This is a genomic window from Rhodanobacter sp. A1T4, from assembly GCF_014207185.1.
Classification (GTDB): domain Bacteria; phylum Pseudomonadota; class Gammaproteobacteria; order Xanthomonadales; family Rhodanobacteraceae; genus Rhodanobacter.
In genome coordinates, this window is sequence record NZ_JACHCP010000009.1 from 184,316 (window position 1) to 207,870 (window position 23,555).

Sequence of the window (23,555 nt, forward strand, 5' to 3'; positions counted from 1 at the left end):
CTCAGCGATCGACTTCGCCGAACACGAGATCGTAGGTGCCGATCATGGCAACCACGTCGGCGAGCATATGGCCGCGCACGATGGTGTCCATGGACGAGAGGTGGGCAAAGCCCGGCGCGCGCAGATGCACGCGGAACGGCTTGTTGGCGCCATCGGAAACCAGATAGCAACCGAACTCACCCTTGGGCGCTTCGACCGCACAATAGGTTTCGCCGGCCGGTACGCAATAGCCTTCGGTGAACAGCTTGAAGTGGTGGATCATGGCTTCCATGTCCTCCTTCATTTCAAAGCGCGTGGGCGGCGCGACCTTGAAGTTCTTCACCATCACCGGACCGGGATTCGCCTTCAACCACTTCACGCATTGCTGGATGATCCGATTGGACTGGCGCATCTCCTCCACGCGCACCAGGTAACGGTCGTAGCAATCGCCGTTGACGCCGACCGGGATATCGAAATCCACCTCGGCGTATTTCGCGTACGGCTGCTTCTTGCGCAGATCCCATTCCACGCCCGAGCCACGCAGCATCGCGCCGGTCATGCCCCATTGCTGGGCCAGTTCCGGGCTGATGACGCCGATACCGACGGTGCGCTGCTTCCAGATGCGATTGCCGGTGAGCAGCTCTTCGTACTCATCGACCTTGCTCGGGAAATCGTTGGTAAACGCTTCGAGGTAATCGAGCATCGAGCCTTCGCGCCAGCTGTTGATGCGCTTGAGGTCGTTACCCTTGTGCCACGGTGATTCGCGGTACTGCGGCATCTGCGAAGGCAGGTCGCGGTACACACCACCGGGACGGTAATAGGTGGCATGCATGCGCGCGCCGGAGACCGCCTCATAGCAGTCCATCAGCTCTTCGCGCTCGCGGAAGGCGTACAGAAACACCGCCATCGCACCCAGATCGAGCGCGTTCGAACCGACCCACATCAGATGATTGAGGATACGGGTGATCTCGTCGAACATGGTGCGGATGTACTGCGCACGCTCCGGCGCCTCGATGCCCAGCAGGGTTTCGATCGCTTTGACGTAAGCATGCTCGTTGCACATCATCGAGACGTAATCGAGCCGATCCATGTAGCCGATCGACTGATTGAACGGCTTGGACTCGGCCAGCTTCTCGGTACCACGATGCAGCAGCCCGATATGCGGATCAGCACGGACGATGGTTTCACCGTCCATCTCCATGATCAGGCGCAGCACGCCGTGAGCGGCCGGATGCTGCGGGCCGAAGTTCATCGTGTAATTGCGAATTTCCTGCATGCTCAATTCTCCCGCCAGTGATCGGCGGCTTCGGCTTCGGCCTGCATGAGGTCGGCGTCGTTGCGGATGGTGCGCGGTACCAGGATACGTGGCTCGATGGAGACCGGCTCGTAGATCACGCGCTTCTGCTCGGGGTCGTAACGTACTTCGACGTTGCCGATCAGCGGAAAATCCTTGCGGAACGGGTGACCCACAAAACCATAGTCGGTAAGAATGCGGCGCAGATCAGGATGGCCATCGAAGATGATGCCGTACAGATCGAATGCCTCGCGCTCGAACCAGTTCACACCGGGCCAGATCAAGGTCAGCGACGGCACCACCGGCAACGTGTCATCGTCGCAGAACACGCGCAGGCGCAGGCGGCGGTTGTGCGCGATCGACAGTAGATGGATCACCGCGGCAAAACGGCGTGGCTCATTATTGCCGCGCGGACGCTCAGCCCAGTTGAAGCGGCCCATCGCCTGCCCTTCCACGCCGCGCGAAAAGCCCGTGCTGGAAATGGATTCGGTATCCCACTCGGTTTGGCCATGACCGAGATAATCAATGCCGCAAAGATCGACCAGCTCGCTGAAGCGAAACTCGGGCTCGTCGCGCAGGGCAGTGGCCACGGCGATCAAGTCGGCAGCGGCCAGCTCGGCCGTGGTTTCGTTGCGAACCGTGCTGAGGGTCAATGTTTCGCCGAATCGCGCAGCGAGACTTTCGGCCAGCGCGCTCGAATGTTGGTCGGACATAAAGAGCCTCTTACGAACGCGCGATGGTGCTGGTGCGGCGGATTTTTTTCTGCAGCTGCAGGATGCCGTGGATCAACGCCTCGGCCGTCGGCGGACAGCCGGGCACGTAGATGTCGACCGGCACGATGCGATCGCAGCCGCGCACCACCGAATACGAATAGTGGTAATAGCCGCCGCCATTGGCGCAGCTACCCATCGAGATTACCCATTTCGGCTCGGGCATCTGGTCGTAGACCTTGCGCAGCGCCGGGGCCATCTTGTTGACCAGGGTGCCGGCCACGATCATCACGTCGGACTGGCGCGGGCTGGGGCGGAAGATCACGCCATAGCGATCCAGATCCAGACGGGCGGCGCCGGCGTGCATCATCTCCACTGCGCAGCAGGCCAGACCAAACGTCATCGGCCACATCGAACCGGTACGCGCCCAGTTCATCAACGCATCAACGCTGGTGGTGGCGAAGCCGCGCTGAACGATTGGATTATCGCCGGCCGGACGCAGGATATCGTCGACCAGATTCAGCGGCTCCGGGTTGTGCATTACCCGGCTGATGGAATTGCTCACTCCCATTCCAGTGCCCCTTTCTTCCAGACGTAGGCGAAACCGATAACCAGCAAGAGCAGGAACAAGGCCATCTCGATCAGCGCCGTGGCACCGATCTTCTGGAACACCACCGCCCACGGAAACAGGAAGGCTATTTCCAGATCGAAAATGATGAACAGGATAGCCAGCAGGTAGTAGCGCACGTCGAACTGCATGCGGGCATCTTCAAATGCCTCGAAGCCGCACTCGTAGGGCGCCAGCTTTTCGGCACCGGGACGGCTCGGACCCACCAGCAGGCCGATGGCGAGAAGCGCCAGACCCAGACCGATGGCAACACCGATGAACAACAAAACGGGCCAGTATTCGGCAATCACGATGCAATTTACCTCCGCGCCAAGCGGCGCATCAGTGACCGCGGGGAAACGGTCTGGCGACTTTTGGTTCGTCAGGCCGGCACAGCCGTAAGCTGCTTGGCCACACTTGCAGGCACTCAGCCCGAAGCATGCGACGTTTCGCGAAGAACGGGTCCGCGAACCCCGTTATTGTACCAGCGCGTACGGGTACTACGACAAGCTCTAATGATCCCAATGTGCGGATTGACCACACATCAAGACGATCTATGTGACGTCGCCATTACATGGTATGCGTCGCACGATCCGAACTCAGCGTGCCGGCGAGGATGTTCTCGATGCGGCTGCGGGCCGCTTCCGCGTCACCCGATTCGTTGAAGTGGACGCCGATGCCGGCAATGCGGTTGCCCTGTGCACCCAGCGGGCTGATCCATACCACTTTGCCAACGACCGACAAACGCTCGGTTTCCTCGGCCAACGTCACCAGCAAGACCACCTCGTCGCCCAGCGCATAATGTTGCGCCGTTGGCGCGAACAGCCCGCCATTCTTGAGGAACGGCATATAAGCGTTATAGAGCGAAGGCGCGTCCTTGATCTTCAACGAAATAATGCCCTGTCGGGCGGCTGCCACCACGGGTTTCATGCTTGACTCCTGCCGGACGAACGCATCGACCGATTATGGCCTGATCATAAAGGCTGCGCTGACACCGCACCACAATGGCGACGCCGACGATGACCGTATCGACCGTACGGGCCCTACCAATGAACGCCGATTCTCAAAACCGCCCTCATACATTCACTTGTCGCCCATCCACAAGTAACTGGCGCTCGCTGGCAAGATGACTCCACGAGGGTGGCGGTATCCAGCCGGTGACCCATTGCGGCACCGCCTCGCCAGTCATGGGTCGCGAAATGGAGAATCCCTGCAGCTGATGGCAACCAAGCGACGCCAGCACGTCACCCTCCTCCAGCGACTCGACGCCTTCGGCAATCACCGACTTGGCCAGCATGCGTGCCGTGGTGATCACGCCTGCCGCGATGGCCATGTTGCGATCATCGCTGAGAATGCCTCGCACAAAACTCTGATCGAGTTTGATGTGCTCGATATCGAGCCGCTGTATATGACTCAGTGATGCGCTGCCGGTACCGAAATCATCCAGGCCCACGCGAATGCCCCGACGGCGGCATTCCTCGATAACCAGGGTCGCCTGCGCGTGATCCATCGTTGGCCCGGTCTCGGTGATCTCAATGCCGAAACCCACATCCATCACCCGGGGATACGCGTCGAGCGCCACATCGATGTCGCTGAAGAAACCCGGATGCAGCAGATGCCGCGTGCTGATATTTACCGATACGGGGATGGAGACGCCATACTGCAGCCACTCCTGGCATTGCTTGAATGCCTCGTTCAACACGAAACGGCCGATCGGTCGTGCCAGCTGCGGGTCATCCAGTGCGTGGGTGAAATTGGCGGGCTCGATCAAGCCCAGCTCGTCATCATGCAGACGGATCAGCGCCTCCATACCCGCGACACCGTGCAGCCCCGGCAAACCGTCGATATAGACGATCGGCTGAAACAGCAGCCGCAGGCGCGACTGCACCAACGCCTGGGCGATGCGCTCACGCATCGCCTGCAGCCGCAGTTGCTCCAGTTCCATCGCAGGCTCGTACAAAGCCCCGCGGTCCTTGCCCTCCTGTTTTGCCGCATACATGGCGAGATCCGCGTGGCGCACCAGCCCCTCGGCATCGGACGGATCGAGTGGAAACACCGTCCAGCCGATGCTGGCCGACAGATGCAGTTGCTCTCCCATGTACTGGAACGGCACCCGCAACACCTGCAGGATGCAGCGGCTGATCACGTCGAGCTGCTCGTTGCTGTCCAGACCGGAAATAATCAGAGCAAATTCATCACCACCGAACCGGGCCAGCACGTCGGCCTTGCGCAAAATGCCGAGTATGCGAGAAGAGGCTTCGACCAATACCTGATCGCCGCCGCCGTGGCCGATCGTATCGTTGACGCTCTTGAACCGATCGAGGTCGAGCACACCAATCGCCAGCAGGGAGTGATCCTTCACCGCGCTGACGCGCGTTTTTTCGAGCAGATCGAACAGCAGGCGACGATTCGGCAATCCGGTGACCACGTCGTAAAACGCCAGCCGATGGACACTGGCCTCGTGCATCTTCTGAGAGGTGACATCGCGCTGATTCCAGATGCGTCCACAGCGGACTCCATCGATATAGATCGGCGTGAAATCGCGCAACAGAGTGCGCCCATCCCTCATCAGGACCTCCTCATCCCTGACCACCTCGCCTCTCAACAGAATTTCATTCAGCCGGAGAAACTCCTTGTCGGGATCCTTGTACGCATCGGTCAACCGGGAAAAAATCATGCTCGATGGCTGATTTTCCAGTTCGGCTGGCGTCATCTCGAAACCATACAATTTGCAAAAAGCCTCGTTGGCAAACTTCACCCGCCCTTCTTCGGATATCACCAAAATGCCTGAATGCTGGTGCGAGAGAATGGTGCGGAAATGCTGCAGATTAAAGCGCAGATCACGCTCGGCATTGAGCCGTGCAGCACGCGCACGCTGAATCTGTATGCTGAGCCCCAGCTCGATCGCCATTTCCGAAAAAACCTGAATTTCGATCGCGGTAAACGCCTCGATATCCACCGTGCCGATGACAAAAGCACCGATCACCATCTCGTCCGCCCGCAATGGCAGCGCCAGCAGCGCGCGCAGATGCATCGCCTCATCGCCAGACGAAAACTCATTCAGGTCGGTAAGCGATGGATACCAGACCTGCGGCTCGCCGGTCTGCATCGCGAGCAAAGCGACATCGTTGACGTAGCCGTCAACCACCGCAAGACTTTCACTAGCCACCTCGTCGCCATCGATGGAACCATCGCGCACCTGCCAGCGCAGGATCGGTTCGGCAGCACCCTGGATCAGTCCTATCCAGGCGAGGCTGTAGTCACCAATGTGTCTGGCCACATGGCAGGCTTCAATCAGCAAAAGAGGCTCTTCCCTGGCGTGCGAGACCACTTTAATCATCTCGCTGAGCAACCGCAGCGCGCGACGCTGGCGCGCTTCGTGTTGAACCGACTTCAGCAGCAGCATCCGCTGTTGGTGGGCCTCAAGCCCCAAACCGATATTTGCCGCAGCCTGCTGCAGCAACTCGATCATCGCCGGGGAAAAAAAATCGACGTCGGAAGACCGTATCACCAGACCTGCATGCACTTCGCCAAACGTCAGCACCGGTACCGCAATCGATGACGTGATGCCGTGGCGCATAAAAGCCTGACGAAACATTTCCATGCCAGACGTATGCGCAATATCGGCTTCCAGCTGCGGTGTGCCATGCCAGAACGACGGTTGTGCCACAGCAAACGGCAATTGCTCAGGATAGATATCTTCCATGCCCAGCGGGACGTGAGCCGGTGCGATGCGTCGAAACCAACCACTGGCGCGATCAACCTCGCCAATCATGACAAGACGTGCACCGATCCGTCGCTCAAGCACCTCGATCACGGCCTCGTAGAGAACGACAGGATCGAGCGAGTTCAATAACAACTGACTCAGATCGGAAAGCGCCGCGTAGAGGCTTTCGCCGGACACGGTCCGAGGCTTCAGCTCAGGGCTAACCAGTCGCGGATTCTGATCCGGGGTGCGCATGCATGTGGCCAGCCGGTAAACGGGATCCGCCCAATCGCAGCGCCCATAACGGCGTGCCATTCGACAGCGTTCTTGTCGGTATCGAAAACGCCGCCAGCGCCTCAGTGCGCCAATCCCCAAGTCGGCATAGTCATTCCCCTCCGCCGAAGCTAGCTCTCCCACGCAACCGATGCAAGGGCCAGCTGGCGGCGAAGGACCTGGGCTAGAGCTCGCACCAGCCCCAGTAATCGAATATCCACAAAGACGGAAGATCGCAAGTCAGCTTGGCAAAGCGCAGGCCCTCGTGGTTTTTGGCCGAGAGCGCAAGGTGATACGTACCATCACTATCACGCTGCAACGGTGCCTGTGACCAACGCCAGACCTGCGTCTCCGACCGATCGGCCACGCTAAGCCGCAACCGCGGCTGCAACCATGTCGGCGGTTGCCAGGGCAGCGCGGTCGCTGATGCCTGCCGCGTCGACGGCACCTCTGAATAACGCTCCGACCGACCAGCAAGTCGGTGCATGCGTCGTCCGCTCAAGGCCATCTGGCTGTGGTGTGCCGTCAATGCCTCCCGCTTGTTGATCGATTGCGCGGCTGTTCCCGCGACTTCAACGAAGCGGTCATGCGTCGCGTGACCATGAATCAGATAGGCCAGTTGCATTGGCGCACCGTTCTGCTCCGCCAATGCCAGACGCATGAGCACATGCGCGGCGCCGTGATCGGGATGACGATCATCGATCGACGGCATGGCAATGATGCTGGGGCGAAACGTGCCGATAGCCGCAGACAGTGTGGCTATCGCTTGACGGCCCGTTTGCAACAGAACGTCGGTAACCCCCATGTCCGGCCAACCCAGCTTTTGCAGCGACTGCGATGGCACATCGAGCCGCCGCAATGCCTGCTCCAATTCGGCATGGCGACGCTGTCCCCAGCGTGCGCGCTCGGCAGCGCCAATACGCACTCTTCGTTCGAGCCAGCGCTGCGGCCAGGGATTGTTGTCGCCTGCGGTCAGCAGCAGGATTTTTACCTCGCCACCTGCTGCACGCACCCGCTGGATCAGCAAACCCGTCGCAATGGTTTCGTCGTCTGGATGCGGTGCGATCACCAGCAGGCGCGTCTGCGCAGAAAACTCTGGCAGCTCCAACGGGGTGGGCGACGATGGGAGCGCGTTGACGGCGGTTGCCATCAACGCCATTGCGCCAGCAGTTCGAGCAGCAGCAGATCGGCACGCAGCGGTCCGCGCAGACTCTCCCTAGTGCGGTTGACCGCGTTGTACCAATGGTCCAATGCCTCGGCGTTCAATGCACTGGCGAGCGGCCCGGTTTTCTCGGTGACCTTTGATTTGATCTCATCGGCGGCAGCCTGAGCGGCAAACCACAAACACTGCGCCGGCTCGTTATCCAGCCAGCGCTTGACCACTTCCATCGGCTGACCGCGACCGGCAGCCAGTGCGGCGAGATCCTTCCTCACTTCCAGTCGACGATCAAGCGCGCCCTCTTTTGCCCACGCACTCGCCAGACCGGGATTGCCACCGGCAGCGGCAAGTGCCGCCGGCGCATCGCCAACACCCTCATCCTGCAGCCATGTCAAAGCAGCGGCAGCGTCGGGCAGATGAAATTCGATCCGCTGGCACCGGCTGCGAATGGTCTGCGGCAGGCGCCACGGCGCGTCGGCGAGCAAAATCAGCATGGTCTGCGCGGCGGGTTCCTCGAGTGTTTTCAGCAGCGCATTGCCGGCAGCCGCATTCATCGCGTCGGCCGGATCGATCAGTGCAACCTGCCAACCACCGAATTGGCTGCTCATCGCCAGCCGCACCGACAGATCGCGGATCTGATCAACCACAATCTCGCTGCGCTGCACGCCGTCCTTGCGCAGACCAAAGCTCAGCTCGATCAGATCTGGGTGCGTACCAGCCGCCAGCAACAGGCAACGACGGCAATGACCGCAGGCTTCGCCATCGACCGGCTGTTCGCAAAGCAAACCTTTGACGAAACGCTGCACGAATTCGCGCTTGCCCAAACCCGCGGCACCGCAAACGAGCAGCGCGTGCGGCAACGCATCGCGCTGACGGCGCGACTGCAGCCGCGACCAGTGTTCCACATGCCAGGACAATGCACTCATGCAGCCAGACCTTCGAATAATTCGGCGATCGCCTGAGTGGCCGCACTGAGTACATCCGCAGGTGACTGACTGGCATCAAGTACCCGAAAGCGGCTCGGCTCGGCAGCGGCACGGTCACGATAGGTGGATCGAATGCGTTCGAAAAAAGCGTCAGCTTCGATCTCGATACGATCCGCCTCGCCGCGACCGGCAGCACGGGCGCGCCCGGTCGCTACCGGCAAATCGAGCAGCAAGGTCAGGTCAGGTTTCAGCCCGGCGCAGGCCCAACGCTCCAGTTCCGCGATGCGCTCGACCGGCTGACCGCGGCCGCCGCCTTGATAGGCATAGCTGGCATCGGCAAAGCGATCGCAGAGTACCCACTGCCCGGCATCCAGTGCCGGTGCAATCACCTCGCGCACCAGTTGGGCACGCGAGGCAAACATCAGCAGCAGCTCAGCTTCCGCCGTCAGACCGCGCTGTGCGGGATCAAGCACGATACTGCGCGCGGCCTCACCCAGCTGCGTACCGCCGGGTTCGCGCGTCTGCACCAGCGTGATGCCACGCTGCTCGATGCTCGAACGCAGCCCGGCCAGCAAGGTGCTTTTGCCGGCACCCTCGCCGCCTTCGAGGCTGATGAATTTTCCTCGCCGTGGATGGATCGGTGACGCACTCACTGGCAATGCTTCCGTTGGTAACAATCGACGTTGCGATTGTGCTCCTCGAGCGTGCTGGCAAACACATGCCCGCCATCACCGCGGGCGACAAAATAAAGCTCGTTGCCGGCGGCGGGGTGCAGGGCAGCTTCCAGCGCGGGCTTGCCCGGCAGCGCGATCGGCGTGGGCGGCAGACCCGCCCGGGTATACGTGTTGTACGGCGTATCCGTGGTGAGATCGGTCTTGTGGATATTGCCGGTGTACTGCGCGCCCATGCCATAAATCACACTGGGATCGGTCTGCAGCAGCATGTGGGCCTCCAGGCGTCGCACAAACACACCGGCAATCCGCGCACGCTCGTCGGCACGCCCGGTTTCCTTTTCCACGATCGAGGCGAGAATCAGCGCATCGTACGGTGTAGCCAGCGGCAAATCTTTGTCACGCAGCGGCCATAGCGCATCGAGTGTCTTGGCCATCGCACTATGAGCGCGCTTGAGCACATCCAGATCGCTGTCGCCTTTCACATAAGCATAGGTTTCAGGCAGGAAGCGCCCTTCCGGCGTCTCTCCGCCAGCGCCGATTTTCTGCATAAGGGTCGCGTCGTCGAGACCGGCGCTTTCGTGCTTGAGCTTGTCGGCTGCGGCCAGAGCCTGGCGCAATCCGGTGAAAGTCCAGCCGTCCACGATCGTGAAATTGCGCTGCATCACTTTGCCGGCGGCCATGTTGGCCAGCAGCTGGCGCGGCGTCAGACCCATCTCGATCGCGTACTCACCAGCGTGCAGCTTGCCGGCCACACGCATCTGCTCGGCGAGCAAACGCCAATAGAGCCCGTTGGCCTCGCTCAAATCGCGCTGCTGCAGATCCGTCACGATGTTTCTGAAACTGGTTCCACGCGCAATATCGATGCTGTCGCCCTGTGCCGTGACATGCAGCGGTGTGCGGCTGAAGCGATTGAAGTCGTACACGCCGTAGGCCAGCCCGCCAACAATGATCAGCAGCACGATCATCACCAGCACGCGCACAAACACGCCGCCTTGCATCATCTTGCGGCTCATCCCGCCTGCTCCATCGAAAATCCCAGGTTGTGCCAGTGTTGTTGGAGTTTGCGGGTGATGGTACCCGGTGCATAGTTACGATCAACCAGTGACTGTACCGGCAGAATCCCGCGCACGCTTGAGGTGAGAAAGATTTCCTCCGCCTCCAGCAATGCTTTCATGCTGATCTGGCCAATCTGCGTTTGCGGACAAGCTGCCAGCACTTCGGCGCGGGCGACACCAGCGACGCCGCACCGATCGAGCACTGGGGTACGAAGCTCGCCATCGATGACGGCAAACAGGTTGGCCATGGTGGCCGAAATAACCGATCCGTCGACATCACGGAGCAGGCCTTCGGCGATCGCCGGATCGCTCCACTCACCGCGTGCCAACACCTGCTCCAGGCGATTGAGATGCTTGATGCCGGCGAGCAGCGGCTGCGCCGCCAGACGCAGTTCGCAGATACGCATGCGCACGCCGCGAGAATAGCTTTCCGTGTTCACAGACGGTGGCGCGAAAGCCGCAACGATCCGTGTCAACAAAGGCGATGCAGCCGGTGCATAACCGCGGTCACCCACACCACGGGTCAGCGTGATGCGCACCACCGATTGCGGCAAATCGTGGCTGGCTTCGCATGCCTCGTGCCACAGCTGTTCGTTGTCCGGTAGTGGCATCCGCAAACGCCGACAGCCCTCTTCGAGCCGCTGCATGTGCCTGGACCACAGCGGAGCCTCGGCCCCGACGAAACGGATGCTTTCGAACAGACCGTCGCCATACGCAAGTCCACGGTCCAATGGCGATACCACGCCTCGCGCCGATCCATTGATGAGCATCATGGGCGCCATCAATCCGGCACTCCCAGTGCACGCAGCAACCCGCGAGCCTTGGCGCGGGTCTCATCCAGTTCGAGTTCCGCCACCGAATCGGCAACGATGCCGGCACCCGCGCGCAGGCTCACTTCATTGCCGGTCAGCGTCAGGGTGCGGATCAAGATGTTCAAATCGAGGTCACCGTTGCGATCGAGATAGCCCAGCGCGCCGGTGTAGGCGCCGCGCGGTACGTCTTCCAGCTCGGCGATGATTTCCATGCAACGCACTTTCGGACAACCGGTGATCGTGCCGCCTGGAAACGTGGCAGCGATCACTTCACCAGGCGTCACGTCGCCGCGCAGCTGTCCTCGTACATTGGAGACGATATGGTGAACATGAGCATAACTCTCCACCACCATCAATTCGTCGACTTCGACCGTGCCGGGAATGCAAACGCGGCCAAGATCGTTGCGCTCCAGATCGATCAGCATTACATGTTCGGCGCGCTCTTTCGGATGCGCACTCAGTTCGCGGATGCGCGCCAGCTCATCATCGCCAGGCAGTCGTGCACGTGTACCGGCGATCGGCCGGGTCTGCGCCACGCCTCCACGTACTTCAACCAGGCGCTCTGGCGACGAACTCGCCACTGCCCAATCCGGTTGCTGCAGCAAACCGGCAAACGGCGCGGGATTGGCTTGGCGCAACGCACGGTAAAGCGACGCTGGCGGTGGCGCTTCAGCGTATTGCGCACGCCACGCACGCGAGAGGTTCACCTGAAAAATATCGCCCGCCTGGAGATGTTCGTGAACGCGTTCCACGCCGTCGAGAAAAGACTCGGCCGCATCTTCCTGCCAGTCTTTCAGCGATGGCAATGGCGGGATCCGCGGCACTGCAGCGAGATCTGCTTCCAGCTGATCGAGCAGGTTTTCATCGCCCTCTTCGGCAATCAGGATCGTGCAATCGTGCAGATGATCGACGATGACAGCGGCAGGACACCGCAACGCCAGCGCGACTGGCAATGTAGACGGCGGACGCAGCCGCAGCCGTGGTTCGATTTCGCCAGCGAGCTCGTAAGCCAGTAGCAGTACCCAGCCGCCATGAAACGGCAGGCCATCATCTTCGCCATGCGGCAGACTTTCGGCCTTCCACGCCAGATCCAGCGCATCGAGGAAACGGCCATTCAGGACCTGCCCCGTTCCGTCGCGCAAAATACCATCGGCATCCAGCGTCAGCGCATCCCGCGGAAACGCGAACAGAATGTCGTAGCGGGACTGCGCCGTGCCGCGCACCACACTTTCGAGCAGGCATGGATAACGTGCTGGAAACGCAGCGGCCGGCGCAAGTAGATCGCGCCGGCCGCTGAGAGTACGTCGATTAAGGGCCGGTCGATCGATGGCCGGCCGATCGAAAGCTGGCCGATTGAACGCCGATCGAGGGTCACTCACGCTCAGACGCGGCGAAATGCCAGTGTGCCATTGGTACCGCCGAAGCCGAACGAGTTGGAAATCGCCACGTCGATTTTTGCTTCGCGCGCGGTGTTTGGCACGAAATCCAGATCGCAGCCCTCGCTGGGTTCGTCGAGATTGATGGTCGGCGGCAGCACCTGGTCACGCAATGCGAGAATCGTGAAGATTGCCTCGACACCACCCGCGGCACCGAGCAGATGCCCGGTGGTCGACTTGGTCGAACTCATCGCCAGTTTGTAGGCGTGCTCGCCGAAGACCGACTTCGCCGCCATCACTTCGCTCAGGTCGCCCGGCGGTGTCGAGGTGCCGTGCGCATTCACGTACTGCACGTCGGACGGATTGAGGCTGGCATCGTTAAGCGCGGTCTGCATACAGCGTGCCGCACCTTCGCCGCCTTCGCTGGGTGCCGTCATGTGGAAAGCATCGCCACTCATGCCAAAGCCGACCAGCTCGGCGTAGATGCGTGCGCCGCGCGCCTTGGCGTGTTCGTATTCTTCCAGCATCAATACACCGGCGCCATCGGACAGCACGAAGCCATCACGATCCTTGTCCCATGGCCGACTGGCCTTTGTCGGCTCGTCGTTGCGGGTGGACATGGCCTTGGCCGAGCAGAAACCGGCCATCGCGGTACCCGTGGTCGCAAACTCGGTACCGCCGGCAATCATCGCGTCGGCATCACCGTACTGGATCATTCGCGCCGCCAAGCCAATGTTGTGCGCGCCGGTGGTGCAGGCGGTGACGCAGGCGATATTCGGTCCCTTCAGGCCGAACATGATCGACAGCTGGCCGGCCACCATATTGATGATCGAGCTGGGCACGTAGAACGGCGACACCCGGCGCGGCCCCTTTGCGGCCAGCTCTAGCGTGGTGGCCTCGATGGTGTACAGGCCGCCGATACCAGCACCGACAGCTACACCTATGCGCGGTGCGTTTTCTTCGGTAATTTCCAGCCCGGAATCACGCAGTGCCTGGGTACCCGCAGCAACACCGTAGTGAATGAACGGATCCATCTTCTTGATGTCTTTTGCCGCCATCCACTGCCCCGGATCGAAGTCGCTGACCTGGCCTGCAATACGGGTAGCGTAGGCCGATGCATCGAAGTGGGTCACCAGACCAACGCCGCTGACACCTTTGACGACGCGATCCCATGCACTGACGAGGTCGTTGCCAACCGGGGAAATAATGCCCATGCCAGTCACTACAACTCGACGCTTGCTCATGCTGTGTTCCTTAGTCAATCCGTCAATCTACGCAGGTCTACGGTTTACCGTGCAACGGTAGATACGTCTTCGGTCATCGCGCAGACGCACGGCGCACACCATACGGGATCGGACGTTACAAATTGCAGAAATGAAAACTGCGCCGGGAGGCGCAGTGTTCGATCTGGTCAGATCGGTGGCGAGGCAACATCAATGCCTGGTCCGAGTCTGCCCGATGTCGTATCGATCAATCCTTGGAGTGGGCCTTGATGTAGTCAACAGCCTGCTGCACGGTGGTGATCTTCTCGGCGTCTTCGTCAGGAATCTCGGTCTCGAACTCTTCCTCGAGTGCCATGACCAGTTCCACCGTATCGAGCGAATCGGCGCCCAGGTCGTCCACGAACGAAGCGTTCGCCGTGACTTCATCTTCCTTTACGCCGAGCTGTTCGATGACGATTTTCTTGACGCGCTCTTCGATGGTGCTCATGTTGCCCATACCTCTCAAGGAGTAATTGTTTGTCTGTGCAGGCGACTGCCTGCACAGGCCCGGCGGCATTGTAGTGGCTTCGTTGCAAAGCCGCCACGATACGCCGGTGATACCAAGCGAAGGCGACCAGCGCCCACGCGAAAGAGTAATTGTCGCCTAAAACGTGCCCGCTGGCGACAACTAGGCTCGCAGGCCTTATGGCATATACATGCCGCCGTTGACATGAAGGGTTTCGCCGGTGATGTAGGCCGCCGCGGGCGAGGCCAGAAAACCCACCGCCTTGGCGATATCGGCCACCTCTCCAAGGCGTGCCAGCGCGATTTGCCCCAGCAAAGCCTGTTTTGACTCCTCCGGTAGAGACTTGGTCATGTCGGTATCGATGAAACCGGGTGCCACCACGTTGACCGTGATGCCGCGCGAACCGATCTCGCGCGCCAGCGACTTGGAGAACGCAATGATGCCGGCCTTCGCGGCGGCATAGTTGGACTGGCCCGGGTTGCCGGTAAGTCCGATCACCGAGGCGATCGAGATGATGCGTCCCTTGCGCGCCTTCATCATGCCACGCATCACCGCCTTGGAAGTACGGTAGACCGAACTGAGATTGGTATCGAGGATGACATTCCAGTCTTCCTCGCGCATGCGCATCAGCAACTGGTCGCGGGTGATGCCGGCGTTATTGACCAGAATCGAGATCGCGCCGAACTCCTTGCCAATGCCATCGATCAACGCTTCAACCGCCGCGCCATCGGTGACATTCAGCAGACGGCCATGGCCGCCGTGCGCAGCCAGCCGCTCGCCGATGGCGGCGGCACCAGTTTCACTAGTCGCCGTGCCGACCACCATGGCGCCCATGGCGGCCAGTTCATCGGCAATCGCCGCGCCAATGCCGCGACTGGCGCCGGTAACCAGCGCGATTTCACCTTGCAGTGTCTTGCTCATCGAGAGGGATTCCTGGAGTTCAATGTTTGAAAAAAGATCACGCTGGCGGTCAGACCCATTCGGCAACCGCCGCATCGATATCCGCCGGCATACCGACAGCGCGCGCTTCGATCGTCTTGTCGATGCGCTTGATCAGACCCGTCAGCACCTTGCCTGGGCCGCATTCAACGATGCGCGAGGCGCCAGCACCGGCCAGCGCCTGCACGCACTCAGTCCAGCGCACGGGCAGGTAAAGCTGACGCTGCAGTGCGAAGCGAATATCGTCAATCACACCGTAAGAACGCGCCTCAGCGTTCTGCACGACCGGAATCGATGGCAACTGCCACGCTATGGAAGCCATGCGCTCACCCAGCCGATCGGCGGCATCCCGCATCAATGCACAATGCGAAGGCACGGAAACGGCAAGCTTGATCGCCTTCTTCACACCCAACTCGGCCAGCCGCGCCAGCGCTCGATCCACCGCTTCCGCGTTGCCTGCGATCACCAGCTGGCCGGGCGAGTTGAAATTGGCCGGTGCAACCACCTGGCCTTGCGCCACCTCCTCGCACACAGCCGCAATCTGCGCATCATCACCGCCAAGGATTGCCGCCATGGCGCCAACCCCAGCCGGCACCGCCGCCTGCATCAGGCGTCCGCGCTCGGCCACCAGCGACGCTGCGTCGTGTAGCGACAGCGCGCCCGCACAGACCAGGGCGCTGTATTCGCCAAGGCTGTGGCCAGACAATTGGGCGGGTTTCGCACCGCCGAGCTTCTGCCATACGCGCCACACCGCCACACTGGCTGCCAACAATGCCGGCTGGGTATTTTCGGTGCGATTGAGCTGCTCTTCGGGTCCCTGCGAGGCCAGGTTCCACAGATCAAGACCTGCTCCTTGCGACGCCTCTTCAAAGGTCGCCCGTACTTCGGGATGCACGGCGGCCAGCTCGGCCAGCATGCCAATCGATTGCGAACCTTGACCGGGGAAAACAAAAGCAAGCGACGCAGGTGTTGAACTCATGGATGCGCAGATTCCGTGCGGGAAAACCGCCATGGTGCCAGCATCACGAGCCATACGCAGCTGTATCCCACATTTCACGTGATAAAAAGCACGATGCCGCACTAGGCGGCATCGTTGGGCAACTATCGAGTTAGATCGAACAGGTATCAATAGCGCAGCAAGGCCGACGCCCAAGTAAAGCCGCCGCCAAACGCTTCCAGCAGAAGGTTCTGGCCACGCTGTACCTTGCCTGATCGCACGGCGTAATCGAGCGCCAGCGGTACCGATCCCGCCGAGGTATTGGCATGTTTGTCGACCGTCACTACCACACGATCCATCGACATCTTCAAGCGCTTGGCCGTGGCCTCGATGATGCGCAGATTGGCCTGGTGCGGAATCAGCCAGTCGATATCCGATTCCTCCATGCCAGCCGCCTGCAGGGTTTCACCCACCAGCGAGTCGAGCGTCTTGACGGCGACCTTGAACACTTCACGGCCAGCCATGCGGATACGCACGCCGTGGTTGGGCTCGTCGGTAAAACCGGCCGACACGCCAACCGGGTTGTACAGCAGATTCTTGTGCCCGCCATCGGCATGCAGGCAGGTAGCATATATACCTGGCTCGCTGGACGCTTCCAGCACCACCGCGCCCGCGCCATCGCCAAACAGCACGCAGGTTTCGCGCTCCGTCCAGTCGACCATGCGGGTCAATGTTTCGGCACCGATCACCAGCACTTTCTTGGATGCGCCGCTCTTGATGAATTTGTCGGCAACACCCAGCGCATAGACAAAGCCCGAGCAGGCTGCGTTGACGTCAAACGCGGCGCAACCGTTAGCGCCGAGACGATGCTGAACAAGGCACGCCGTGGACGGAAAAATGATGTCGGGCGTGGTGGTACCCAACACGATCAGATCCAGCTCGGACGCCTTGACGCCAGCCGCTTCCAGTGCGCGCTGCGCCGCTTCGAAAGCCAGGTCACCGGTGGTCTGGCCGTCCGCCGCTATATGACGCTGACGAATACCGGTGCGGGTGCGAATCCATTCGTCACTGGTGTCGACAATCTTTTCCAGATCAGCGTTGGTTACCACGCGCTCAGGCAGTGCGCTGCCGGTAGCGATGATGCGGGAGTAGATCTGGGTCATTACCTATCCATCAACGAAAACAGGGTGTCGAGTGGTATCGCCACGTCGATATAAACCACGCCACGTTACTTTCCACCGGACAGAAACGCAAAACGGCGCGTCACCGCGCCGTCTCGCATGATCCGATGATCAGCGGGGATCAGAGAAGATTCCCGCAAAACCCATCAATCTTCGACCGACACCGCGCCCTTGGTCTCGATCACTTTCTTGCCGCGGTAGTAGCCATCCTTGGTGACGTGATGGCGCAGATGCACTTCGCCACTGGTCGGATCGGTGGACAGCTGCACGGTCTTCAGCGCGTCGTGCGAACGACGCATGCCGCGGGTGGACGGGGTACGGCGGCTCTTGGCAACTGCCATGGTATTTCTCCAGCGAAAACTTTTAGTGGACTAAATCAACGTGACCTGGATCGGATGAATCAGGTCGGTGGCTACTTCTTCAGTTCGCGCAACACCGCAAACGGATTCTCGGAACGCCCCTCGCTGGAAAATTCCTCTTCCATCTCGTGGCCTGTTACGTCGTCGGGCAGGCTGCTATCCGGATTTACCGGCACCAGCGGCAGCGCCAACAGCAATTCATCTTCAATCACATCGGCCGGGTTCAACCGACCATCTTCAGCAACCAGCAGCGGTTCGCACTCAGGCGGCAAACCAGCCTCATCGCGCTCCTGCTTGATCAAACCCAGTCGCGTATTCACCACAACCGGCAGCGCAAACGGTTCAAGCGAGCGTTGACAGATAACGGTCAACAACGCCTGGGCACGCACATCAACATAGCTGATGCCAAGGCTGTCACGACCGAAATCCAGCGCGTATTCGACTACACCTTCGCTGGCTGCCAGCATGTCGCACAGGCGTGCCAGTGCGGCGATGGGTAGCATTCCCTCGAACGAACGCCGCGCCGAAACCATGCGCCAAGCGTCCACGGACTCTGGCAGTGTCACGGACATAATCTGTAAATGTTAGGTTTCTGGCGCACTTAAGTCAACCGATACCGTTAAAAGGCGGCGTTAATCGACTGAAACGGCCGCTTATTTTGCCCTACGAGGTTCCAATGCGGCAAACTGCATGCCATTGCAGCCCGAGCCGAGTTTCGTGAATGCCTAATTTGACGCTCGGCATAGCCGCACTCGCATTACTTGTTATCGCTGTTGCGACTTGGCTGATCCTGTTACGCCGACGCCAGGCCAAACGAACATCAAGCCTCCAGTATCTGCTCGACCTCGCCGATCGGCTCGAAATTGATCTGAAAACCTGCCGGGCTGGCTTGGAGCAGGCCCATGCCGTGATGTCACTCAATCCCGATCTGCCAGCCGCCAGCGAGCAGGATGCGCAAAACGCGATCGACGCCGGTTTGCGAGCCCTGCTCCAACAACGTCTATGGATCCGCGACCGCTCGCCGCAGGCCAGCCAGCGCGAGCTGGATGAAGCCGCACTGTCGATGCGCACCGCTCGTGATCGCCTGCAGCCGCTACTGCAAGCGTTGACCCAGGCACAGCGCGACCTCAACAGTGCCATGCGTGAGCACATTCGCCGCGAACCCGAAGCATGATGACTGCGCAGCACCGCGGTGACGTGCGCATCGTGCTCGGCTCCACCTCTCGCTATCGGGCAGAACTTCTGCGCCGACTGGTTGCGGATTTCGAACAACGTGCGCCAGGTACTGATGAAACGGCACTCACCAGTGAACCACCTGAAACGCGCGCGCTGCGACTGGCGATTGCCAAGGCCGAGGCTGTCGCCAGTGGATTGCACAACGTACTGGTGATCGGCTCGGATCAGGTCGCCGAACTCGACGGGCAGGTTCTCGACAAGCCCGGCACCGCTGAAAACGCACGCCATCAATTGGCGGCCAGCTCTGGCCGCACCGTGCAGTTTCATACGGCGCTGTGCCTGCTGGATACCCGAAATGGCCGTCAGCTAACGCATGTCGATCACACCCATGTGCACTTCCGCCAACTCGACACTGCCGCTATCGAGCGCTATGTCGAATGCGAAAAACCGCTCGATTGCGCGGGCAGTTTCAAATGCGAAGGCCTGGGTATCAGCCTGTTCGAGCGCATCGACAACCAGGACCCCACTGCATTGATCGGACTACCTCTGATTGCCCTCGCGCGGCTGCTGCGCGAATGCGGAATCGCGATTCCATAAGCAAGCGGCGAAAAGAGCGCGATCAACGCCTCTCCAACTGGCTGAAGATTGTCAGTTGCCGCGCATTTCGTCGCACCCGCAGACCGCTCATGGCGAACCATCGCCAACACGCGAAGGCGAACGCTACACTGGCTCAACTGCGCCACTGATGGCGTTCCGTCCACTTGTTACCTCCCCAGAAGAACCATGGCCGCCAACATTCAGCCGCGCGACGAGACTCTGCAGAAGCATCTTGAAGCCGCGATAGCCCAGGTCAACCATGTGTTGCTCGGCAAGCCAAGGCAGGTGAAGCTCGCCTTTACCTGCCTGATCGCCGGTGGACATCTCTTGCTGGAGGACGTGCCGGGCGTAGGCAAGACGACCCTCGCCCACGCACTGGCCGCAACCTTCGCGCTCGACTTTCAGCGTGTGCAGTTCACCAGTGACCTGCTGCCTTCGGACATCATCGGCGTCAGCATTTACGAGCGCGAAACCGCCACGTTCCGCTTCCATCCCGGCCCGATCTTCACCGGCCTTCTGCTGGCCGACGAAATCAATCGCGCCAGCCCGAAAACGCAAAGTGCATTGCTGGAAGCGATGGCCGAAAATCAGGTGACGGTGGACGGCCAGACGCATGTGCTGGCACAGCCGTTCTTCGTCGTCGCCACGCAGAACCCGCTCGATCTCAACGGTACGTTTCCACTACCTGACTCGCAGCTCGATCGTTTCATGCTGCGGCTGTCGCTGGATTATCCCGATGCAAACGCCGAGCGCGCGCTGCTTACCGGCAGTGATCGCCGTGACCTGCTGGCACAGCTGACACCGCAGCTCGATGGAGCGGGACTACTCGCGCTGCACCAGCAGTCGCTGGTGATTACCGCCAGTACCGCCCTGCTCGATTACCTGCAAGCCCTGCTCACCGCCAGCCGCCGGCACGCGGAAATTCGCGTAGGCCTGTCGCCACGTGCTGGCCTGGCCCTGCTTGGTGCTGCACGTGCATGGGCTTTGCTGAGCGGTCGTTCGCATGTGCTGCCAGAAGATATCCAGGCCCTGTTCGTCCCACTGGCTGCGCACCGCCTGCTGCCGGCACGCGGCGCCAATGGCGATCTACTGGCTCGCCAACTGCTGGCCGAGGTCGCGGTGGATTGATGCGCGACTTGCTGCAGCGACTGCAAACCTGGGCCGAGCACCGCCTGCCCGCGCTCACCCGTTACCGTCGTTCGGAAACCCTGCCGATCGAACTGCATCGCCGGCGCATCTACATCGTACCGACGATGTTCGGCCTCGGCTTCTCGATCCTGCTGCTGGTGATGATGGTCGGCGCGCTCAACTATTCCAACAACGCCGCACTGCTGCTGACCTGCCTGCTCGGCGCCGCCAGCTCTACCAGCATGCTGGTTGGGTTTCGCACCCTCGATGGCTTGCGCCTTAGTCACATTCGCGCAGGGCATGCCGTTGCGGGGCAGCCGATCGAACTGACGCTGGTTTTCGAAACCGTGCGGGCACGCAGTTCGATACGCGTCGATCTCGATGACGCGTTCACTGCGTTCGCGATCGAAGCAGACGGGACAACAACGGTGAAGATGATTCTAGCCACCACCTATCGGGGATGGCAGCCGCTACCGCGCATCAGATTGTGGACCACCTGGCCGCTGGGCCTGTTCCGTGCGTGGAGCTGGCTGTATCCGGATCAGTCCGTGCTGGTGTGGCCACGGCCTGAATCGGCGGGTCCACCGCCGCGCGCGCCGGCCGACGATGCGCGCCACATGCGCCTGTATCGGGGTGATGAGCTGGCCGCGCTGCGTGATTATCGTGCTGGCGATCCGCAGCGTCACATCGCCTGGAAGGCCAGCGCCCATCACGACAATTTGCTGGTGAAGGATTTCGAGCAGCCGCAAAGCCATCCGCAGTGGCAGCTGGACTGGCGCCAGTTGCGTAGCATGGACAACGAGTCACGCATCGCACGACTGGCACGCTGGGTTGGCGAAGCGCAGGCGCAGCGGCGCAGCTATAGCCTGTGGTTGCCCAATAGCGAGATCGCCGCGAGCAGCGGTCCACTGCATTACGCGCACTGCATGAACATGTTGGCACAGCTGCCGTGACATTCTGGGCACGCCGCAAAAAACCGGTAGAACCGGCCATCGACAACCGCGTATTCGACCTGCTCAGCATCACGGTGACGCTGGTTCTGCTGGTGCATGCGCCACATCTGCTCTGGTGGCTGAGCATCGCGCTGGCGTTGACGCTTGGCTGGCGCTGGTGGCAGCGGCGGCGGCACACAGGTCGCGTGCCGGCATGGCTGAAAATACCGCTGCTCGCCTTGTTGACGCTGGCCGTCGTCGTCAGCTACGGCAATATTTTTGGCCGTGAACCCGGCACAGCCCTGGCCGTTGGATTGCTGATACTGAAGCTGCTCGAGACTGAAACGGCTCGTGATGTGCGCGTCGGTGTCGGTTTTGCCTGCTTCGCCCTGATGAGCGCGCTGCTGATCGATCAAGGGCTGGTCGCTACGGTTGTTGTGGCACTTGGTCTGTTGCCGGCACTGGCAACCCTGCGCGCGCTGGAACCGGCGCAAGTGCCCATGAGCCTACCACGCACACTGCTACCCGGATTGGTATTGCTTGCCGCCGCGATACCGATGGCACTGCTGGCGTTCCTGCTGGTGCCTCGTCTCAGCGAGCCATTGTGGGGAGCGCCCACGCCCGACGAGGCACGTATCGGCCTCAGCGACAGCATGTCACCAGGCAACTTCACCGATCTGCTGATCGACGATAGCCCGGCGATGCGCGTCACGTTTGATGGTGCGCCACCGCCGCCAGACCAACGTTATTTCCGCGCCTATGTGATGTGGAATTACGATGGCCGTAGCTGGCGACGCGCGTTTGTCCGGCATGACGAGATGCAAGTGCCGGCACCGATCGAAGCCGGCACCACGATCAACTACAGCGTCAGCCTGGTGCCTACGCACCAGCGCGTGTTGCCTGCGCTCGACGTGCCGTTGAGCGTGCCCGCCGAGGCGCGGATGCAGCCGGATCACGAAATACTGGCCGACAAGCCGGTGAACGATCCACTCAACTACACGCTGCGTTCGGCACTGGGCTATCGACTGCAGCCCGACCTGGACGATCGCGCGCGGCGGCTTGGTCTGCAGCGGCCGATCGGTTTCAATCCACGTACGCTCACGTTGGCAACCCAGTGGCGGCAGCGCTTCGGCAACAACGACGCGGCGATCGTGCAGGCTGCCCTGTCACTGTTTCACGATGGCGGCTTTCGCTACACCCTGGCGCCGGCACCGCTGGGTCGCGATGCGGTCGATGATTTTCTGTTCTCGACTCATGAAGGTTTTTGCGAGCACTACTCGTCGGCTTTTACGCTGCTGATGCGTGACGCCGGCATCCCTGCGCGCGTAGTCACTGGCTATCAGGGCGGCTACTGGAACAAGTTCGGCAACTATCTGCTGGTGCGCAACTCCGACGCCCACGCGTGGAGCGAAGTGTGGTTGGCCGGGCGCGGCTGGATACGCGTCGATCCTACCGGCGCCGTTCGTCCCGAGCGGGTATCGCTCGGCGCATCGGCCGCAGCCGGCGACCAGCTGTCCTGGTATCGCACCGACTGGCTGCAAGGCATGCGCAATCGCTGGGACATCGTCAACCGCTGGTGGGCTCAAGGCGTTATCGGGTTTGACTCGTTGCGTCAGCGCGGCCTGCTTACACCGTTTGGGGTGCGCGATATCGATACAGCAACGCTAGGCGTGTTACTCGCCATAGGGAGCGTGCTGTTTATTGCCATCGGGCTGGGCTGGGCGCTATTGCGAAAGCAGCCGCGCGATGGTCTGAGAACAGCACTGCGTGAGCTTGAAAGGAAGTTGGCGCGCGCGGGAATCGTGCGACGATCCAGTGAAGGCCCGCAGCATTATTTGAGCCGCGCCGCACGTGCCTTGCCGAACCAACGTGATGAACTTGCGACGCTGATGAAGAGTTACCTGGAACTGCGCTATGCAAATAACATGCCGGCACCTGAACCGCTACGCACATTTCAACGTGCAGCAAGGGAATTCCGAGTCACCAGCGTGGTCAAATAACAGCAAT

Annotated in this window: 24 protein-coding genes; 5 read left to right on the forward strand and 19 right to left on the reverse strand. The window is 60.9% G+C overall.

Annotated features, from left to right (window positions below):
• Position 1: 1 nt before the first annotated feature.
• The 19 genes from HDE80_RS18065 to HDE80_RS18155 all read right to left on the reverse strand — a co-directional run bounded on the left by HDE80_RS18065 (position 2) and on the right by HDE80_RS18155 (position 18,248).
• Positions 2-1,255, reverse strand: coding sequence for an NADH-quinone oxidoreductase subunit D (locus tag HDE80_RS18065; RefSeq protein ID WP_184673193.1), 1,254 nt, complete (start codon positions 1,253-1,255; stop codon positions 2-4).
• A gap of 2 nt (positions 1,256-1,257) precedes the next feature.
• Positions 1,258-1,986: an NADH-quinone oxidoreductase subunit C gene (locus HDE80_RS18070; RefSeq protein WP_184673195.1), complete on the reverse strand. Its 729-nt coding sequence runs from the start codon at positions 1,984-1,986 to the stop codon at positions 1,258-1,260.
• A gap of 10 nt (positions 1,987-1,996) precedes the next feature.
• On the reverse strand, positions 1,997-2,554 hold the full coding sequence (locus HDE80_RS18075) for an NADH-quinone oxidoreductase subunit B (protein ID WP_184604755.1): 558 nt from the start codon (positions 2,552-2,554) through the stop codon (positions 1,997-1,999).
• Positions 2,545-2,901, reverse strand: coding sequence for an NADH-quinone oxidoreductase subunit A (ndhC, locus tag HDE80_RS18080; protein WP_184604757.1), 357 nt, complete (start codon positions 2,899-2,901; stop codon positions 2,545-2,547). The genes HDE80_RS18075 and ndhC overlap by 10 nt, the downstream gene beginning before the upstream one ends.
• Before the next feature lie 259 nt (positions 2,902-3,160).
• Positions 3,161-3,508, reverse strand: a complete 348-nt coding sequence (locus tag HDE80_RS18085) for a PilZ domain-containing protein (RefSeq protein WP_184604848.1) — start codon at positions 3,506-3,508, stop codon at positions 3,161-3,163.
• A gap of 157 nt (positions 3,509-3,665) precedes the next feature.
• Positions 3,666-6,551: an EAL domain-containing protein gene (locus tag HDE80_RS18090; protein ID WP_184673197.1), complete on the reverse strand. Its 2,886-nt coding sequence runs from the start codon at positions 6,549-6,551 to the stop codon at positions 3,666-3,668.
• A 202-nt stretch (positions 6,552-6,753) separates the two neighbouring features.
• Positions 6,754-7,719 carry a PIG-L family deacetylase gene (locus HDE80_RS18095; protein ID WP_184673199.1) on the reverse strand — a complete coding sequence of 322 codons (966 nt, stop codon included), beginning with the start codon at positions 7,717-7,719 and terminating at the stop codon, positions 6,754-6,756.
• A complete protein-coding gene (gene holB, locus HDE80_RS18100) occupies positions 7,719-8,654 on the reverse strand; it encodes a DNA polymerase III subunit delta' (RefSeq protein ID WP_184673201.1) in 936 nt (311 codons plus the stop codon). The genes HDE80_RS18095 and holB overlap by 1 nt, the downstream gene beginning before the upstream one ends.
• Positions 8,651-9,292, reverse strand: coding sequence for a dTMP kinase (tmk, locus tag HDE80_RS18105; RefSeq protein WP_184673304.1), 642 nt, complete (start codon positions 9,290-9,292; stop codon positions 8,651-8,653). Before tmk ends, holB begins: the two co-directional genes overlap by 4 nt.
• An 11-nt stretch (positions 9,293-9,303) precedes the next feature.
• Entirely contained in the window at positions 9,304-10,341 is a 1,038-nt protein-coding gene (mltG, locus tag HDE80_RS18110) for an endolytic transglycosylase MltG (protein WP_184673203.1), read from the reverse strand.
• Positions 10,338-11,165: an aminodeoxychorismate lyase gene (gene pabC / locus HDE80_RS18115; protein ID WP_184673205.1), complete on the reverse strand. Its 828-nt coding sequence runs from the start codon at positions 11,163-11,165 to the stop codon at positions 10,338-10,340. Before pabC ends, mltG begins: the two co-directional genes overlap by 4 nt.
• On the reverse strand, positions 11,165-12,523 hold the full coding sequence (locus HDE80_RS18120) for an aminodeoxychorismate synthase component I (protein ID WP_184673306.1): 1,359 nt from the start codon (positions 12,521-12,523) through the stop codon (positions 11,165-11,167). Before HDE80_RS18120 ends, pabC begins: the two co-directional genes overlap by 1 nt.
• A 53-nt stretch (positions 12,524-12,576) precedes the next feature.
• Positions 12,577-13,815 carry a beta-ketoacyl-ACP synthase II gene (gene fabF, locus HDE80_RS18125; protein WP_184673207.1) on the reverse strand — a complete coding sequence of 413 codons (1,239 nt, stop codon included), beginning with the start codon at positions 13,813-13,815 and terminating at the stop codon, positions 12,577-12,579.
• A 226-nt stretch (positions 13,816-14,041) separates the two neighbouring features.
• Positions 14,042-14,281, reverse strand: coding sequence for an acyl carrier protein (gene acpP / locus HDE80_RS18130; RefSeq protein ID WP_007805185.1), 240 nt, complete (start codon positions 14,279-14,281; stop codon positions 14,042-14,044).
• Positions 14,282-14,476: 195 nt separating this feature from the next.
• A complete protein-coding gene (fabG, locus tag HDE80_RS18135; RefSeq protein WP_184673209.1) occupies positions 14,477-15,220 on the reverse strand; it encodes a 3-oxoacyl-ACP reductase FabG in 744 nt (247 codons plus the stop codon).
• Between the two features lie 49 nt (positions 15,221-15,269).
• Positions 15,270-16,217 carry an ACP S-malonyltransferase gene (fabD, locus tag HDE80_RS18140; RefSeq protein ID WP_184673211.1) on the reverse strand — a complete coding sequence of 316 codons (948 nt, stop codon included), beginning with the start codon at positions 16,215-16,217 and terminating at the stop codon, positions 15,270-15,272.
• Positions 16,218-16,363: 146 nt separating this feature from the next.
• Positions 16,364-17,338 (reverse strand): beta-ketoacyl-ACP synthase III, encoded by a 975-nt coding sequence (locus HDE80_RS18145; protein ID WP_184604773.1) that lies wholly within the window; start codon positions 17,336-17,338, stop codon positions 16,364-16,366.
• A 164-nt stretch (positions 17,339-17,502) separates the two neighbouring features.
• On the reverse strand, positions 17,503-17,697 hold the full coding sequence (gene rpmF, locus HDE80_RS18150) for a 50S ribosomal protein L32 (protein ID WP_077441856.1): 195 nt from the start codon (positions 17,695-17,697) through the stop codon (positions 17,503-17,505).
• Positions 17,698-17,768: 71 nt separating this feature from the next.
• Complete coding sequence (locus tag HDE80_RS18155; RefSeq protein ID WP_184673308.1) at positions 17,769-18,248, reverse strand: YceD family protein; 480 nt, start codon at positions 18,246-18,248, stop codon at positions 17,769-17,771.
• A 188-nt stretch (positions 18,249-18,436) separates the two neighbouring features.
• Between HDE80_RS18155 and HDE80_RS18160 the strand changes: the two genes are divergently transcribed.
• The 5 genes from HDE80_RS18160 to HDE80_RS18180 all read left to right on the forward strand — a co-directional run bounded on the left by HDE80_RS18160 (position 18,437) and on the right by HDE80_RS18180 (position 23,548).
• Positions 18,437-18,889: a hypothetical protein gene (locus tag HDE80_RS18160; protein ID WP_184673213.1), complete on the forward strand. Its 453-nt coding sequence runs from the start codon at positions 18,437-18,439 to the stop codon at positions 18,887-18,889.
• Positions 18,889-19,488 (forward strand): Maf family protein, encoded by a 600-nt coding sequence (locus tag HDE80_RS18165; RefSeq protein WP_184673215.1) that lies wholly within the window; start codon positions 18,889-18,891, stop codon positions 19,486-19,488. The genes HDE80_RS18160 and HDE80_RS18165 overlap by 1 nt, the downstream gene beginning before the upstream one ends.
• Before the next feature lie 186 nt (positions 19,489-19,674).
• The gene (locus HDE80_RS18170; protein ID WP_184673216.1) at positions 19,675-20,616 is read left to right on the forward strand and encodes a MoxR family ATPase; all 942 of its coding nucleotides are present in this window, start codon (positions 19,675-19,677) and stop codon (positions 20,614-20,616) included.
• The gene (locus HDE80_RS18175; RefSeq protein WP_184673218.1) at positions 20,616-21,569 is read left to right on the forward strand and encodes a DUF58 domain-containing protein; all 954 of its coding nucleotides are present in this window, start codon (positions 20,616-20,618) and stop codon (positions 21,567-21,569) included. The genes HDE80_RS18170 and HDE80_RS18175 overlap by 1 nt, the downstream gene beginning before the upstream one ends.
• A complete protein-coding gene (locus HDE80_RS18180) occupies positions 21,566-23,548 on the forward strand; it encodes a DUF3488 and transglutaminase-like domain-containing protein (protein WP_184673220.1) in 1,983 nt (660 codons plus the stop codon). Before HDE80_RS18175 ends, HDE80_RS18180 begins: the two co-directional genes overlap by 4 nt.
• The last annotated feature ends 7 nt before the right edge of the window (positions 23,549-23,555 follow it).